The sequence below is a fragment of the Kitasatospora sp. NPDC001664 genome, assembly GCF_053596675.1.
Map to the genome: position 1 here is coordinate 79,657 of NZ_JBSFGS010000016.1, position 13,861 is coordinate 93,517.

At 74.2% G+C, this 13,861-nt stretch carries 17 protein-coding genes and 1 pseudogene; 8 read left to right on the top strand and 10 right to left on the bottom strand.

Features of this window, described 5'->3' with window-relative positions; all coding sequences use genetic code 11:
• Positions 1–59: 59 nt before the first annotated feature.
• Entirely contained in the window at positions 60–872 is an 813-nt protein-coding gene (locus ACWCYY_RS23065; RefSeq protein ID WP_449797078.1) for a hypothetical protein, read from the top strand.
• 7 nt (positions 873–879) lie between these two features.
• On the opposite strand, the gene ACWCYY_RS23070 is transcribed toward ACWCYY_RS23065, so the two are convergent.
• The gene (locus ACWCYY_RS23070; RefSeq protein WP_345284674.1) at positions 880–1,824 is read right to left on the bottom strand and encodes a phosphatidylinositol-specific phospholipase C; all 945 of its coding nucleotides are present in this window, start codon (positions 1,822–1,824) and stop codon (positions 880–882) included.
• 147 nt (positions 1,825–1,971) lie between these two features.
• Positions 1,972–2,322: pseudogene (locus ACWCYY_RS23075) on the bottom strand (winged helix-turn-helix transcriptional regulator); the annotation flags it as partial.
• 127 nt (positions 2,323–2,449) lie between these two features.
• On the opposite strand from ACWCYY_RS23075, the gene ACWCYY_RS23080 reads away from it, so the two are divergent.
• Complete coding sequence (locus ACWCYY_RS23080) at positions 2,450–3,661, top strand: pyridoxal phosphate-dependent aminotransferase (RefSeq protein WP_345284676.1); 1,212 nt, start codon at positions 2,450–2,452, stop codon at positions 3,659–3,661.
• Here ACWCYY_RS23080 and ACWCYY_RS23085 read toward each other — a convergent pair.
• Positions 3,642–4,229, bottom strand: coding sequence for a GNAT family N-acetyltransferase (locus ACWCYY_RS23085; RefSeq protein ID WP_449797079.1), 588 nt, complete (start codon positions 4,227–4,229; stop codon positions 3,642–3,644). The two genes, ACWCYY_RS23080 and ACWCYY_RS23085, sit on opposite strands and share 20 nt — an antisense overlap.
• A 79-nt stretch (positions 4,230–4,308) precedes the next feature.
• On the opposite strand from ACWCYY_RS23085, the gene ACWCYY_RS23090 reads away from it, so the two are divergent.
• Both ACWCYY_RS23090 and ACWCYY_RS23095 read left to right on the top strand, forming a co-directional pair.
• Positions 4,309–4,641, top strand: coding sequence for a YnfA family protein (locus ACWCYY_RS23090; RefSeq protein WP_345284680.1), 333 nt, complete (start codon positions 4,309–4,311; stop codon positions 4,639–4,641).
• 74 nt (positions 4,642–4,715) lie between these two features.
• Positions 4,716–5,201 (top strand): peroxiredoxin, encoded by a 486-nt coding sequence (locus ACWCYY_RS23095; protein ID WP_345284682.1) that lies wholly within the window; start codon positions 4,716–4,718, stop codon positions 5,199–5,201.
• Positions 5,202–5,208: 7 nt separating this feature from the next.
• On the opposite strand, the gene ACWCYY_RS23100 is transcribed toward ACWCYY_RS23095, so the two are convergent.
• On the bottom strand, positions 5,209–5,442 hold the full coding sequence (locus ACWCYY_RS23100) for a hypothetical protein (protein ID WP_345284684.1): 234 nt from the start codon (positions 5,440–5,442) through the stop codon (positions 5,209–5,211).
• 244 nt (positions 5,443–5,686) lie between these two features.
• Here ACWCYY_RS23100 and ACWCYY_RS23105 point away from each other — a divergent pair, with 244 nt between their 5' ends.
• Positions 5,687–5,878 carry a hypothetical protein gene (locus tag ACWCYY_RS23105; RefSeq protein ID WP_345284686.1) on the top strand — a complete coding sequence of 64 codons (192 nt, stop codon included), beginning with the start codon at positions 5,687–5,689 and terminating at the stop codon, positions 5,876–5,878.
• A 34-nt stretch (positions 5,879–5,912) separates the two neighbouring features.
• On the opposite strand, the gene ACWCYY_RS23110 is transcribed toward ACWCYY_RS23105, so the two are convergent.
• From ACWCYY_RS23110 to ACWCYY_RS23125, 4 genes are all read right to left on the bottom strand, one after another.
• Complete coding sequence (locus ACWCYY_RS23110) at positions 5,913–6,068, bottom strand: LPXTG cell wall anchor domain-containing protein (protein ID WP_449797080.1); 156 nt, start codon at positions 6,066–6,068, stop codon at positions 5,913–5,915.
• A 546-nt stretch (positions 6,069–6,614) separates the two neighbouring features.
• Complete coding sequence (locus tag ACWCYY_RS23115; RefSeq protein WP_449797081.1) at positions 6,615–7,730, bottom strand: DNA gyrase subunit B; 1,116 nt, start codon at positions 7,728–7,730, stop codon at positions 6,615–6,617.
• Between the two features lie 234 nt (positions 7,731–7,964).
• Positions 7,965–8,951 carry a CU044_5270 family protein gene (locus ACWCYY_RS23120; RefSeq protein WP_449797082.1) on the bottom strand — a complete coding sequence of 329 codons (987 nt, stop codon included), beginning with the start codon at positions 8,949–8,951 and terminating at the stop codon, positions 7,965–7,967.
• Entirely contained in the window at positions 8,948–9,655 is a 708-nt protein-coding gene (locus ACWCYY_RS23125; protein ID WP_449797083.1) for an RNA polymerase sigma factor, read from the bottom strand. Before ACWCYY_RS23125 ends, ACWCYY_RS23120 begins: the two co-directional genes overlap by 4 nt.
• A 143-nt stretch (positions 9,656–9,798) precedes the next feature.
• On the opposite strand from ACWCYY_RS23125, the gene ACWCYY_RS23130 reads away from it, so the two are divergent.
• Positions 9,799–11,385, top strand: coding sequence for a serine protease (locus ACWCYY_RS23130; protein ID WP_345284695.1), 1,587 nt, complete (start codon positions 9,799–9,801; stop codon positions 11,383–11,385).
• Positions 11,386–11,443: 58 nt separating this feature from the next.
• On the opposite strand, the gene ACWCYY_RS23135 is transcribed toward ACWCYY_RS23130, so the two are convergent.
• Positions 11,444–11,884, bottom strand: coding sequence for a hypothetical protein (locus tag ACWCYY_RS23135; protein ID WP_449797084.1), 441 nt, complete (start codon positions 11,882–11,884; stop codon positions 11,444–11,446).
• A 255-nt stretch (positions 11,885–12,139) separates the two neighbouring features.
• Between ACWCYY_RS23135 and ACWCYY_RS23140 the strand changes: the two genes are divergently transcribed.
• Positions 12,140–12,544: a DUF4259 domain-containing protein gene (locus tag ACWCYY_RS23140; RefSeq protein WP_345284698.1), complete on the top strand. Its 405-nt coding sequence runs from the start codon at positions 12,140–12,142 to the stop codon at positions 12,542–12,544.
• A gap of 74 nt (positions 12,545–12,618) precedes the next feature.
• A complete protein-coding gene (locus ACWCYY_RS23145) occupies positions 12,619–12,756 on the top strand; it encodes a hypothetical protein (RefSeq protein ID WP_449797085.1) in 138 nt (45 codons plus the stop codon).
• Here ACWCYY_RS23145 and ACWCYY_RS23150 read toward each other — a convergent pair.
• Complete coding sequence (locus ACWCYY_RS23150; protein ID WP_449797086.1) at positions 12,736–13,827, bottom strand: helix-turn-helix domain-containing protein; 1,092 nt, start codon at positions 13,825–13,827, stop codon at positions 12,736–12,738. The genes ACWCYY_RS23145 and ACWCYY_RS23150 overlap by 21 nt on opposite strands.
• Between the last annotated feature and the right edge of the window lie 34 nt (positions 13,828–13,861).

The window sequence follows — 13,861 nt, forward strand, 5'->3', positions numbered from 1 at the left end:
GGACACCCCGGGGGAAATCCCCTCGCGCCGCCGCCCCGCCGGGGCCCATCCTGCTGCCCATGGGAGACAGAGCGAACGTCATCGTGGTCCGCGAGAGCGGCGAGCACGAGCTGTACTACTCCAAGTCGGCCGTCGACATCGACCTCGACCTGCTGCACGGACCCGAGGGCCTCCTGTCATCCCTCTCGCGAGCGCGCCGGGACGACTGGTGGCTCGACGACCTCATGGCGCAGGCCGGGATCCTGGCCGACTTCCACCACAAGGTGCTGCTCTGTTTCGTCTGGGAGGGCCCCACCGCCGAACTCCGTTACCGGCAGGTCGCATTGGAGCTGATCCGGGCCGCCTGGCCGGGGTGGGAGTTCCGTTGGCTCTACGACGGAGCCACCGAGCTGCGCGAGTACCTCGGCCTGGATCCGGAGTTCGTCCGCCGGCGCCCTTCCGATCCGGAGGAGCCGTCCTTCATGGGCCCGGACGACGAGAACCTGCCCGATCTGGACGATTGGGGCTACGTGGTGACAGTGGGCACCGACCGGGTCCACCTGGGCCCCGCTGACATCATCGACCACCCGGTCCAGTACGGGCCCGCCCTGCTCGACCTCCTGGCCGTCGCGCCCACGCACGGGGCGAGCCGGCGGTGGGCCACCTCCGGCGTCCACCTCGACCCGGCCCGCCGCTTCCTGGGCTGGTGGACCCTCGGCAACGTCCCCCGTGCGTACGAGGTGCCAGCCCGGTGGCCCGGCTGGACCGCGGAGTTCTGGCAGGACGACTGGCAGGCCCACGTCCGGGCCTCCGGTGGGCTGTTCTCTCCTGCCCCCTTCGACCCGGACGAGGCCCGCGCGGAGGTCCTGGAGCGGCTCCGGGAGCGCCGCTGACCTCCCGTCAGACGAAGTTCTTCTCGATCAGCAGGCCGACGATCCGCTCGTCGAAGTCCGGGAAGTCCATCGGCACGATGCCGAGGTGGATCCGCTCGGTCCGGCGCGCGTCCAGGTAGCGGTGGACCCTCGGCAGGATGGCGCCCGCCTGGGTCTTCGGCCAGAGGCCGTTGGCGTAGCTGGTGAAGTTGCAGTACATCTCGGCCGCGTCCTGGTGGTAGAAGGCCTGGTCGAACCACTGCTCCACCAGCCCGGCCTTGGCCGAGGTGGACACCCCCTGCCAGGTGTCCTGGGTGCGGAAGAACCCGTTGGTCCCGCTGGACCACTGGATGACGGACCACGGGTTGGCGAAGTCCGCCGCCAGCACGATCCGGCCGCGGGCCTCGCCGACCCGGGGCCACCAGGGGTTGGTCCAGAACAGGCCGCGGTAGTTCATCGACGGGTGGTCCAGGTAGAAGTCGAAGCGCCGGCGGAACTCCTCGTCGCCGAGCGCCTGCCCGCCCGCCCGCTCGTTCCGCACCCGCATCACCAGTACCTCGCCCGGGAACCGCCGCAGGTGGTCGCGGCAGGCGTTCAGCACGTCCTGGAAGCGGTGGTACTGGTAGTAGCGGTCGTGGTAGACGCCCATCTCGTCGGCCGTCCCCTGCAGGCCGTTCAGCCGGATGTCGAAGAAGCGGATTCCCTTCTCCAACTGCTGGGGCAGGCCCCAGTTCTGGGTGTGCGACCACTCGGTGCCGTTGCCCGGGTCGGTGCACCAGGAGTCGTGCGTGCCGGGGATGGTGAGCCGGGTGAGCGGCAGCCCGCCGTCCAGCCGGGCCATCCAGTCCGGGGCGTACAGCGCGGCGGCGCTCGCGGGGCGGGCCAGGCCGACGCCCGCGCCCGCCAGGGCGGCGGCGCCCGCCGCACCCCACGTCAGGGCTTGGCGGCGGCTGGGCAGGGCGGGACGGCTCATGCGGCACTCCGGTCTCTGGCGTGGACAGGACACACACGTGCGGTGCCCATCTTCCCGCCCGCCCCGCCCCCGCACCACAGTCGTGCAGTGCCGATTACCGTGCGCCCACGACCGCCTGAGCCGCCGTCAGGGCCGGGCAGCCGTCACCCAGTGCTCGCGCACCGCGTCCGTCGGCCGCTGCTCGCCGAGCGCGTCCATCCCCCACTCCCCCAGCGCGTCCACCACCGGGCGCAGCGCCGTGCCGCGCCCGGTGAGCTCGTAGACCGTGGCGTTGGCCGGGCGCTCCAGCTTGCGGCGCTCGACCAGGCCCTCGGCCTCCAGCTGCTTGAGCCGGGCCGCCAGGATGTCGGTCGACACGCCCGGCAGGTCGGCGTGCAGGTCGGTGTAGCGGCGCGGGCCGCGCAGCAGTTCACGGACGATCAGGAGGCTCCAGCGCTCTCCCACCGCGTCCAGGGCGCGGGCGACGGCGCAGTACTGGTCGTAGCTTCGGCGTGACATGTGGATCAGCATAGCCAAAAGGTTGGACTTTCCAAGTGGGTACTTGGTAGAACAAAGCAACCGGATGATGACGGATGACGGCGCGTCACCGGACACGGGTACGGGTACCACGGTCGGGAGGCCGCAGATGGAGTTTCGGCAGTCCAGCAAGCTGGCGGGCGTGTGTTACGAGATCCGCGGCCCGGTGGTCGAGCAGGCCAACGCGCTCGAGGAGGCCGGTCACAGCGTGCTCCGGCTGAACACCGGCAACCCGGCGCCGTTCGGCTTCGAGGCGCCGGAGGAGATCCTCCAGGACATCATCCGCAACCTGCCGAACGCCCACGGCTACAGCGACTCGCGCGGCATCCTGCCCGCCCGCCGCGCCGTGGTGCAGTACTACCAGCAGCGCGGCGTCTCCGGGGTGACGGTCAACGACGTCTACCTCGGCAACGGCGCCTCCGAGCTGATCCAGATGGCGGTCCAGGCGCTGGTCGACGACGGCGACGAAGTACTCGTCCCCGCACCGGACTTCCCGCTCTGGACGGCCGTGGTGCGGCTCGCCGGCGGCAAGGCTGTGCACTACCTGTGCGACGAGGAGGCGGAGTGGTACCCCGACCTCGACGACATCGCCTCGAAGATCACCCACCGCACCAAGGCGATCGTCGTCATCAACCCGAACAACCCGACCGGCGCGGTCTACCCGAAGGAACTCCTCCTCGGCATCCTCGAACTCGCCCGCCGGCACGGCCTGATGGTGCTGGCCGACGAGATCTACGACAAGATCCTCTACGACGGCGTCGAGCACCACTGCCTGGCCGCCCTCTCCGACGACGTGGTCACCCTCACCTTCAACGGCCTCTCCAAGGCCTACCGGGTGGCCGGCTTCCGCAGCGGCTGGCTGGTCGTCTCCGGCCCCAAGCAGCACGCCAAGGACTACCTGGAGGGGCTCACCATGCTCGCCGGGATGCGGCTGTGCCCCAACGTCCCGGCCCAGTACGCCGTCCAGGCCGCCCTGGGCGGACACCAGTCCATCCACGACCTCACCCTCCCCAACGGCCGCCTCACCGAACAGCGCGACGTGGTCCACCGGGCCCTCAACGAGCTCCCCGGCGTCAGCTGCGTCAAGCCCAAGGGCGCGCTCTACGCCTTCGCCAAGCTCGACCCGGCGGTCCACCGCATCGTCGACGACGAGCGCTTCGTGCTGGACCTGCTGCTCCGCGAGAAGATCCACATCGTCCAGGGCACCGGCTTCAACTGGCCCCGCCCCGACCACTTCCGCTTCGTCACCCTCCCCCGGGCCGACGACCTGGAGACCGCGATCAGCCGGATCGGCCGCTTCCTCACCACCTACCGCCAGTAGGGCACTGCGCCTCCCACTCCCGGCGGGTGACCAGGTACTCCACGTCCCCGTGCTCGGCGCCCTCGATGTGGTCCGGCCACTCCTCGTGGAAGGTCCGGACGTGGCGCAGGCCGGTCTTCACCATCACCCGCCGGGAGCCGGCGTTCACCGCCATCGTGGTGGCCACCACGGCCTCCGTCGTGCCGCTGTCGAACGCGTGCCCCACCACCGCCCGGGCCGCCTCGGTCGCGTAGCCGCGCCCCCAGGCGGCCGGGCGGAACCGGTAGCCCAGCTCGGTGGAGCCCGCCGCCAGGCCGACGCTGCCGGCCGGCCGCAACGCCACCCACCCCAGGAACGCGCCGTCGCCCTTCCTCACGACCGCGAACGTGCCCATCCCTTCGGGGAGTTCGCGGTACCCCCGGAGGATCGCGGGCAGCACCTCGGCCGCCACCACCTCCCGCGGCTGCGGGCGCCCGGTGTCGATGTACCGCATCACCTCGGGGTCCCCGTGCAGGGCCGCCAGCTCGTCCAGGTCGTCGGTACCGAACCGGCGCAGCACCAGGCGCTCGGTCTCCAGAAGGGTCGTCACCCCACCGATTCGACCAAGCCCCGGCCGCCACCACAACCGGATTTCCCGAGGTCAGCACCCGCCCGCATAGGCTCGGTCCATGACCGTCCTGCGCTCCGCCCTGCTCTTCGTCCTCGCCGCCCTCGCCGAGATCGGGGGCTGCTGGCTGATCTGGCAGAGCGTCAAGGAGTCCCGCCCCTGGTGGATGGCCGGCCTCGGCATCGTCGCCCTCGGCGCCTACGGCTTCGTCGCCGCCCTCCAGCCCGACGCGAACTTCGGCCGCGTCCTCGCCGCCTACGGCGGCGTCTTCGTGGCCGGCTCCCTCCTCTGGGGCATGACCGTCGACGGCTTCCGCCCCACCCGCACCGACGTCCTCGGCGCCCTCGTCTGCCTGGCCGGCGTCGCGGTCATCATGTACGGGCCGCGCCGCTGACGCTCCGACCGACGGCGCGTAGGCAGTACAGTGCGACCGTACTGTCGAGTAGCGTCCGGACCGGAGGAACTCCCATGGCCAAGCCCCCCGCCGTCGGTGCGTCGGCTCCGTCGTTCTCGCTGCCCGGGGTCCTGCTGACCGAGGACCTGGCCGAGCGGCGGGAGTACCGGCTGGAGGAGGCCAAGGGCAGCCCGCTGGTGCTGGTCTTCTACCCGGGGGACGACACCCCCGTCTGCACCAAGCAGCTGTGCTCGTACACCTCCGACCTCGACCGCTTCCGCGACCTCGGCGCCACCGTCTGGGGCATCAGCCCCCAGGACCTGGACAGCCACGAGCGCTTCGCCCGCAAGCACCGCCTCGGCTTCCCCCTGCTCGCCGACCCGGACCGCGCCGTCGCCCGCGCCTACGGCATCACCGTCCCCGGCCTCGGCCTGCGCCGCTCCGTCTTCATCCTCGACGGCGGCTCCACCGTGACCTGGCGTCACATCGCCCTGGCGGGGCTCACCTTCCAGCACGCCGACACCCTCGCCGCCCAGCTCGCCGCCCTCGGCGAGGGCTGACCCCCCCTCACCGCCAGAGCGGCCCCGCGCTGTCCCGGTCCGCGTCCTCGCACGCCCGGATCCGCTGCTCGACCACCCGCGCCTCGGCCTCGCGCCCCTGCGCCCGCAGCTTCGCGGCCTGCACCCCCATCGCCCCCACGTCGCAGGTGACCGCCCCCGCCCCGACGGCGGCTCCCCCGGTCCCCAGCAGCACCGCGCCGCCCACCAGGGCCACCACCGCGGCCCGCATCCGTCCGCCCATCGCCGCACCACCTCGTCACCGGGCTACTCCGCTTCACCCGCACCGAGTTGACCACCCGTCATCCCGTCCGGCTCCACCCTCCACGCCGGACGCCACCCACACGGAGGACCTCGTGCGACGATCCGAAAGCCTTACCGCCGAGGGGAGTTGACGGCGCAGGTATGGTGGTCGGGAAGACGCATCGACGCCCGTCCCGTGCCGTGAGCCGGGCAGGCCCTACGGGGGGAAGAAAGGTGCGTGCCCGGTGTCCATCGGGCTGCTCTCCACCATCGCCGCCGTGTTCTACGGAACGACGGTCTCGATCATCGCCCTGACCGCGACCTTCGCCCCGCGCCGTGCGCTACGGCGCGAAGCGCGCGACACCCTCGCCGTCCTGGTCCCGGGACGGGCGGTCGAGCCGCCGGCCGACCACCCGTCAGGAGGCCCGGCCAGCTGAGCCTCCACGGCCCGCGGACCGCCCGGGGACCGCCTCAGTGCCGCCGGGAGCGGCGGCCGCGCCGCAGGAGCAGCAGCAGCGATCCGGCCACCGTCAGGGCACCCGCCGCACCGAGCACCCCCGTCACCTGCGCACCGGTCGCGGGAAGCTCACCGGAGCCGGGGGCGGGGCTGGGGGTCGGGGTCGGCACCGGACTCAACGTGGGCGCGGGCGTCGGGCTCGGCGTGGGCGTGGGCGTGGGCGTGGGCTGGTCGACGGGGACCTCGACCACGCACGGCGGGGTACCGGCGCGGCCCGTTCGGGTGCCCGCCGTCCCGTCCGCGCAGGTCGTGCCGTTCCGAGACCGTCCCGGTCGGCCGGGCGGCGGGGCCGCTCAGGCCAGTGACCGCGAGCACGGCGGCCACCGCCATCAGCGGGCGGGCGAGACGGAGGGAGACGGAATGGCTCACGGGCGCGGTCACCGCACGACGCTAAGAGGACCGCCCCCGCTCTCCCCGGAGCCGGGCCCGGCCCACGGAGTTCTTCATCCGGACGGCCCCGCCCGATCGCCCCCGCCGGAGGGCAGCACAGCCGAACGGCGGCGCCCGGGCGGCGGGCGACCTGGGCGCTCGGGGAGATCACCGCCGAACTCAGGCCCGGGCTGGTCGACTTCGGAGCGGCATGGGGTCTCCGGACACCTCCCCGGACGGCGAGTGCCTCGGCGGCTGACGCCGCCGCCCGGGGAGGTCACGGACCGTCAGCCGAGGAGCATCCGGCCGACGAGGGCATCGGCCTCGGCCGGGTGGGTCTCCAGCCAGGCGGTGACGTGGTCTCGGACCGCCTCCTCCACGCAGGGGGCGACCGCCGGGTTGCCCAGCTTGTCGCGGATGGCGCCCTCGAAGCTCAGGTGGTCGTCGAGCTTCACGGAGACCACCGCGGTCAGCCCGTCCGAGATCCTGTCCCACGCGATCTCGGGTGCACCCGCGGTGCGCAGCTCCCGCCGGGATCCGTAGGAGCTGACGGCCGCTCGGAGCCCACGCCGCAGGCCCTCCACGTGGGTGCCACCGCCTTCGGTCCGGAAGCCGTTGGCGAAACTCCACTCGCGCGCCTCTCCCCCGCCCGGCCGCCAGCGAAGGGCCACCTCCAGCTCACCCGGCATCCGAGGGTCGTCGCACCCGAAGCCGATGACGTCAGGGCTCTCCTCACCGTCCAGGTGCGCGACGAATCCTCGAAGGTCGCCGCCGAAGCCCAACGCCCGGGGCTCGCCCGGTCCGCGCTCGTCGGTGAAGGTGATGGACAACTCGCGATAGAGGAAAGCCAATTGGCGGTACGCATCGGCCAGTACCTGCTGCGAGAACTGCGTGGTGTCGAAGACCTCGGGGTCCGGCCAGAAGGCCACCGTGACCGAACTGCCCTCCGCCGCACCTGCCTCGGTGACCGGCTTGACCGTGTGGCCCCGGGCGTAGCCTGCCTCCCAGCGGATGCCGTCCTGCCGCACCTCGAGCTCCGTCCGGGCGGACAGGGCGTTCACCGCGCACAGCATTCCGGGGCCGGCAAGCATGATCTCGCCTCGCCTCGCCCCCGCACCGAAGCAGAAGGAGAAGTCCGTCAGGAGCATCGAGAACTCGACCGGGTCCGCGCTCATTTCGCTCCGCACCCGGAACCCGCCGTCGGACAACAGGGTGACGTCGACGCGTCCCCCGCCCTCCGCGAGCACCCCGTTCATCGCGTGACAGGCCAGCTGGGAGGCCAGGTGGTGCAGGCCGCGTTCGCCCGTCGAGCCGACGTACATCCCGGGCCGCTTCCGGATCGCGTCCAGCCCCTCCAGCACCTGGATCGCGCTCGCGTCGTAGACATGGTTCTCCGTACTCACAGTACCCCTCCCGAAGGACGTCCGAACGGAGCCCTCAGCCTAGGACATTTCCATGGAAAGACCAGGTCAGACGGGGTTTGACGGGGCCTCAGAAGCGCGCCTGCGCGCCTCCCCGGAGGCCCTCGCCCCCGCTGCCCTCGGCCGACCCCGGGAGTGCGACGGCGCCCCCGCCGGAGGCCTGTGCGGGGCATTTCCGGGAGGGCGCGGCGGCAGTTTTTTCGCGAGTTTCGAGGATCAGGCCGCAGGTGCGGCCGGGAGGTCTCCGGGGCGGTCGATGACGGCCCGGAGCAGGACGGCTGAGGTGCCGAGGACGGTGCCGGCCGGGCCGGCGTCGGTGGGGCGGGTGAGGACGGTGCGTTCGCCGAGGTAGGTGTGGGTGGTGCGGTCGAAGATCCACTGGGTCTGTTCGCCGGAGGGGGCGGTGCGGGCCACGGCCACGCCTTCGCGCCCGGCGGCGTCGGTGGCGGTGGGGACCGCGGTGACGCCGGGGATCAGGGCGGCGGCGCGGTAGAGGGCGGCGGTGACCTGCGGGGGTGCGGAGGTCTCGGCGAGGAGGTCGCCGATGGCGGTGAAGGCGCGCTGGTCGGGGTCCGTGCCCTGGCCTCGGGTCTGATCGTGGATCAGGAGGAGCAGGGCGGCCGGGTCGGTGGGGAGCGAGGCGAGCCAGGCCGAGGAGGGGCGGCTCACCGAGGGGTCGGCGGCGGGAACGCCGGGGGTGTAGGTGGTGACGCTGTCGGGGGCACCGTCCTCGCGGACCAGGCCGGGGCGGCTGCCGTCGGCGGAGGACCAGACCCGGCGGGTGTGCACGGGCGGGAGGACGGCGGGGCCGCCGTCCGCGCTCCGCCCGGCGAAGGCCACCCGGCTCTCCACGTAGACGAACTGGTCGGTACGGGCGGCCGGTTGAGCACCGGAACCGGCCGACACCAGGGCGACCCGGTCGAGCAGCCGGACGGCGGAAGGGGCATCGGCGACCACGGCCGGAGCGGGGCCGGACCGCTGCTGCCAGGGCTGCACGGCCAGCACGCCCGTCACGGCGCAGGCCAGCGCGACCCCGGCGAGGAGCAGCGGCCGGCGGACGGTGCGGGTCACGACGACGGGAGCGGAGGAGCGGAGCACCGACTCCTTGAGAAGCCGGGAGCGGTCGGCCCCCAGCGGCGGCACCGGCGGCGGGGGCAGCAGCTCGGCGAGGGAGAGGTCGGACGGGGACGGGGAGCGGTTCACCGGGAGGACTCCTGAAGGTGGCGGCGGTCGGCGGACGGAACGGGTGACGTGGCGTCAGGGGGAGCCGGGCAGCCGGAGGTCACCGAGTCCTCCGGGGCGGCCGGGCGGCGGACGGAGCCGGGGCGATCGGCGGGAGCGGAGTCGGGGCGGGCGGCCGGCGCAGGGCGGGGTCGGCGCAGTTCGGCCTCCGTGAGGGCCCGGAGCCGGTCGCGGGCCCGTGAGAGGCGGGAGCGGACGGTGCCGACCGGGACGCCGAGGGCCTCGGCGGCGGCCGCGTAGTCGAGGCCCTCCCAGACCACCAGGACGAAGACCTCGCGGTCGCGGGGCCGCAGCCGGCCGAGCGCCGCACGGGCCGCCCGCAGCTGCTCGGCGTCGGCGAGGTGGGCGACCAGGTCGTCGGAGAAGTCGGGCAGCAGGCCGCGTTCGGGGACGCGGGCCAGGGCCAGGCGGCGCAGGCGGCGGGTCCGGGCGTTGCGGCGGATGAGGTTGGTGGCGATGCCGAGCAGCCAGGGCCGGAGGCCGCCTCCCTCGGTGCGCAGCGACTCCCGCGCGTTCCAGGCGGCCAGGAAGGTCGCCGAGACGATGTCCTCGGCCTCCGCCCAGTCGCCGGTGACGCGCAGGGCGTACCGGTACAGCACGGCGGCGTGCTCGTCGTACAGCTCCGCCAGGGCGCCGCGGTCCCCCGCGCGCAGACGGTCCCTCATGTCCGGTTCCTCCCGTACGTGGTCACACTCCGCCCTGCCTCGGGCGTTGCGGGAGTTCCGGTGACCTGCGCCACACTCCTCGCCGACGGTCCCCTGTGATCGGGATCACCGGAACGCGGCGGCGCCGAGGTGCAGGGCAGTGCATGGACGATCCCAAGGCCTCCCGCCCCATCCACCGCCCCACCCGCCGCACCGCCCTGCGCTCGCTCGCCGTCGGCGTCGCCCTGCTGGTCACCACCGCACCCGCCGCCGACGCGGCGAGGGCCGCGACCGCGGCCGAACCGGCCACCTACACCCTGACGATCCATCACCTCGGCCGCGACGGCCGCCCCACCTCCGGCTACGAGACCCACGTCATCGGCGTCTCCGGCCCCGGCGCGGACCGCACCGAGGCCCCGTACGACGCCTCGGGCACCACCACCCTCCGCCTGCCGAAGGGCCGGTACCTGCTGGACGCCACCTTCACCGGCTCGGACGCGGTGGACTGGCTGGTGCAGCCCCGGCTGGACCTGACCCGGGACACCGCCGTCACCCTGGACGCCCGCCGCACCTCGCCGGTGGACGTGCGGCCGCCGGACGCCTCGGCGGAGTTCGTGAACAGCGGGGTCTACCTGGTGGTCGGCTCCGGCCCGGGTGCCCGGCTGTCGAACCGGATGTTCGCCCACCCCGGGATCCGGATCGGGCAGCAGGGCCCGGCGGCCGAGCCCGGCACGGTCCGGCAGACGTACGACAGCTACTGGCGGAACGGGAGCACCACCTACGCCCTCGGGTACGTCTCCACCGGCAGCCGCGCGATGGACGGGCTGGTGCGGCGCCCGGCGCTGCGGGACCTGGCCGCGTTGGAGGTGCGCGCGGCCGCCCGGCCGGGCACCGAGGGGGAGGTCGTGGTGGACCTGATGCCCTCGCAGGGGCCGACGATCGGGGTGCCGGCGAAGTTCCGGGCACCGGCGACGGCGGAGTTCCTGGTCACCCCGGAGCGCGGCGCGTGGGACCTGCTCTACCGGGCCCCGTTGGTCGGCGAGGCCCGGCCGACCATCTATCCGGCCCTCGGACTGAACCTGCGCGCCGGGACCAGGACCGTCCACGCCTTCGACAACGCCGTCTTCGGCCCGCAGCTCTCCGACCGGCCCGCCCTGGTCCAGGACGGCGACCAACTCACGCTCGACGTCGCGATGTTGGCGGACGGCGACGGGCACGTGCCGTGGTCGCCGGCGTTCACCTCGGCCACCACCACGCTCTCCCGGGACGGCAAGGCGGTCGGCACTGCCACCGACGCCCCCGGGCAGGGCTCCTTCACCGTCCCGCCCGGCAAGGCGGACTACCGGCTGACCAGTTCGGTGGAGCGGGGCGGCGCCCCCGGCACGGCGACCGTGGTGACGGCCGACTGGACCTTCTCCACCCGCGCGGCCACCACCGGCCCGACCCCGCTGCCGCTCAGCGTGGTCCGCTTCTCCCCCGCGCTGCGCGGCGACGGCTCGGCCCCGGCCGACGCCGCCCTGCGGCTGCCGGTCACCGTCCGGGGCGCGGCGGCCGACGGGCGGCACCGCTCGCTGGGCGTCTCGTACTCGCTGGACGGCGGCGCCTCCTGGCGGCAGCTCCCGGTGCGACAGGGCGCGGTGACCGTCCCGGCGACCGGCCGGGAGACGGGCGTGAGCCTGCGCGCGGAGCTGACCGACCTCGGCGGCAACACCCTCACCCAGACCGTCGTGGACGCCTACCGCACCCGGTGAGCCGCCTGACGCCCGGTCACCCTCCGGAGCGGTTCCGCCCGCTCCGGGGGGCCGGGACTCAGGAGGCCCTGGTCAGGTCGACCGTCTCGCAGTCGTCCGGGTCCCCGCCGAGGTGGTAGGCCAGCTCGGGCTTCTTCCGGCTGCCGCCCACGTAGGCGTACTCGTGCACGGCGGCACCCTCCGCGTCCAAGGTCATGGCCACCTCCAGGATCCCGTCCTTGGCCGTGGTCTCGCCCAGCACCCACGTACCGGAGGCGTGCGCGATCCGGACGACCTTCGCACCGGCCCCGTGCGGACGGTGGCTCCAGTCGGAGACGGTCACCGTGCCGTCCGCGGCCAGGGTCAGCCTCCCGTTCGGATCGCCCCGGTAGGTCCCGGCCAGGTCGGCGGAGGTGATCCCGGCGGGCTGCTCCCCGACGCAGAGCACGTAGACGGCCGACAGGCTGCACCCGGAGAGCGCCGGACCGGCCGCCGCCAGCCAGAGGCCCAACAGCAGCACCGACGCTCTCGCACCCCTGCCACGTCCCACCGGTCTCCCCGGCCGTTCCCCCATGCCGCCCGCCCCCGCACTCCGATGACCGGGGGCCAAGCATCCCCGGCACGCCATTTTGAACACGTTCAGCTTGGCTGGACCGAGGCCCCGCCACCAGTGGCCCCCGGCCGTGCGGCCGACGGACCACCCCGCTCCCCCGTGGTGTCACCCCCCGCTGCGATGATCCTCCGGACACCACCACCCGAGCTGGGGGAGCACACCATGGGCACCTGGGACATCGGCCCGTTCGAGAACGACAACGCGGCCGACTTCGCCGCCTTCCTGGACGACGCCGAGCAGTCCGAGCGAGGGGCGATCCTCCGCCGGGTGCTGGCCGCGGTCGCGGACAGCACGGACTACCTCGAGATCGACGAGGGCGCCGAGGCGGTGGCCGCCGCCGCCCTGATCGCCGCCCAACTCCCGGGCGGGGCACCGGTGTCGCCCGCCTACGGCCCCAAGCAGCCGCTGCCCCCGCTCGCCCCGGAGCTACGGGCCCTGGCGGCCGCGGCGCTGGGCCGGGTGCTCGGCGACGACTCCGAGCTGGCCGAGCTCTGGGACGAGACCGAGTACGGCGAGCCCTGGCGCGCGGACATCGGCCGGCTGGTGGCGGTGCTGGCCCAGCCCTGACCGGACCGGTGGCCCGCCGTCAGGGCAGGCCGTGGTCGCGGGCGTACAGAACGGCCCCGGAGCCGGCCCACCCGATGCGGCCCTGCTTCGACACCGCCTTCGGCGCCCTGGTCGCCTGGACCACCCGCGGCGGCACCCCGCCGCCCAGCGCCACCGTCCCGGTGAGCCTCCCGCTCCCCACCGGCGCCCCGTCAGCCGCCTGCGCCCTCTGACCCTCCGGCACCGCCCGCACCCTCGCTCTCGCCCTCGCCGTCCAGCAACCGCCGGGCGGTGAGGGCGATCCGTGCCCTGGTCAGGTCCGCCGGGTCGGTGAGGTCGAGACCGAGGGTGCGGCCGATCCCGTCGATCCGGCGGGCGACGCTGCTGTGGTGGAGGTGGAGGTCGTCGGCGGCGCGGCGCAGCGAGCCCGTCCGGCAGTACGCCTCCAGGGTGGCCAGCCCCTCCGGGTCCGCGGCGAGCCGGGCCAGGGCGGCCACGTCCGGATTGGCCCGGACGACCGCGGACGGCACGGCGGCCAGCAGCGCGAGGGCCCCCAACTCCCCGTGCTCGACGACCGGTCGGCGGTCGGTGGTGAACCGGAGCGCGGTACGGGCCTGCCGCCAGGCCTGCTCGGGGCCGCCCGCCGCGCCGATGCCCGCGCGGACCCCGGCCGGGAAGGCGGTGCGGTCCAGCACGGTGGCCAGCAGGACGCCGACCCCGGCCAGCACGGCCGCCTTCACCGGACGGCCGGGGCAGACCGCGGCACCGATCCGGTCCAGGGCGGGCCCCGCCGAGCGGACCGCCACCACCTGCGGCGGGGCGTCCGGCGCGAAGCCGAGCAGCCGCAGCGCCCTGGCCCGGGCCGCCTCCTCGGCGCCGGAACTGACGGCGAGTTCGACCAGGGCCGGGTCGGCCATGGTGGTGCGGGCCGGTCCGTACCGCTCGACCGCCGCGGCGACGGCGATCGCCAGGCGGTCGAGCAGCACCTCGTCCAGTGGGCTCCCCGTGCCGCCGCGCTCCAGCCAGACCTCGCCGATCTCCTCCTCGTCCAGGGTGACCGCGGCCCGCGCCGAGACCTCCCCCGGCGGCCCCGCGGCCTCGGTCCCCAGCGGCGAGAAGCGGACCACCCGCCCCGTACCGTGCAGCCGGATGCCGGTCACGCACTCGGCCAGCCCGGCGGAGGTCCGGGCCAGCGCGGGCAGGTCGACCCGGCGGCGCATCAGGGTGTCGTAGAAGCCGATGATGCGGATGGCACCGTCGACATACGGATCGAGCCCGGAGAGCCGGACGGCCAGTGCTTCCATGCCCGCACCCTAGTGCGGCCCCGCTCTCCCGGGG

Bases quoted from the DNA above. Each gene is read 5' to 3' on its own strand.
- ACWCYY_RS23065 (WP_449797078.1), top strand. From the start codon at position 60: ATGGGAGACAGAGCGAACGTCATCGTGGTCCGCGAGAGCGGCGAGCAC.
- ACWCYY_RS23070 (WP_345284674.1), bottom strand. From the start codon at position 1,824: ATGAGCCGTCCCGCCCTGCCCAGCCGCCGCCAAGCCCTGACGTGGGGT.
- ACWCYY_RS23080 (WP_345284676.1), top strand. From the start codon at position 2,450: ATGGAGTTTCGGCAGTCCAGCAAGCTGGCGGGCGTGTGTTACGAGATC.
- ACWCYY_RS23090 (WP_345284680.1), top strand. From the start codon at position 4,309: ATGACCGTCCTGCGCTCCGCCCTGCTCTTCGTCCTCGCCGCCCTCGCC.
- ACWCYY_RS23095 (WP_345284682.1), top strand. From the start codon at position 4,716: ATGGCCAAGCCCCCCGCCGTCGGTGCGTCGGCTCCGTCGTTCTCGCTG.
- ACWCYY_RS23100 (WP_345284684.1), bottom strand. From the start codon at position 5,442: ATGGGCGGACGGATGCGGGCCGCGGTGGTGGCCCTGGTGGGCGGCGCG.
- ACWCYY_RS23125 (WP_449797083.1), bottom strand. From the start codon at position 9,655: ATGAGGGACCGTCTGCGCGCGGGGGACCGCGGCGCCCTGGCGGAGCTG.
- ACWCYY_RS23130 (WP_345284695.1), top strand. From the start codon at position 9,799: ATGGACGATCCCAAGGCCTCCCGCCCCATCCACCGCCCCACCCGCCGC.
- ACWCYY_RS23140 (WP_345284698.1), top strand. From the start codon at position 12,140: ATGGGCACCTGGGACATCGGCCCGTTCGAGAACGACAACGCGGCCGAC.
- ACWCYY_RS23145 (WP_449797085.1), top strand. From the start codon at position 12,619: ATGCGGCCCTGCTTCGACACCGCCTTCGGCGCCCTGGTCGCCTGGACC.
- ACWCYY_RS23150 (WP_449797086.1), bottom strand. From the start codon at position 13,827: ATGGAAGCACTGGCCGTCCGGCTCTCCGGGCTCGATCCGTATGTCGAC.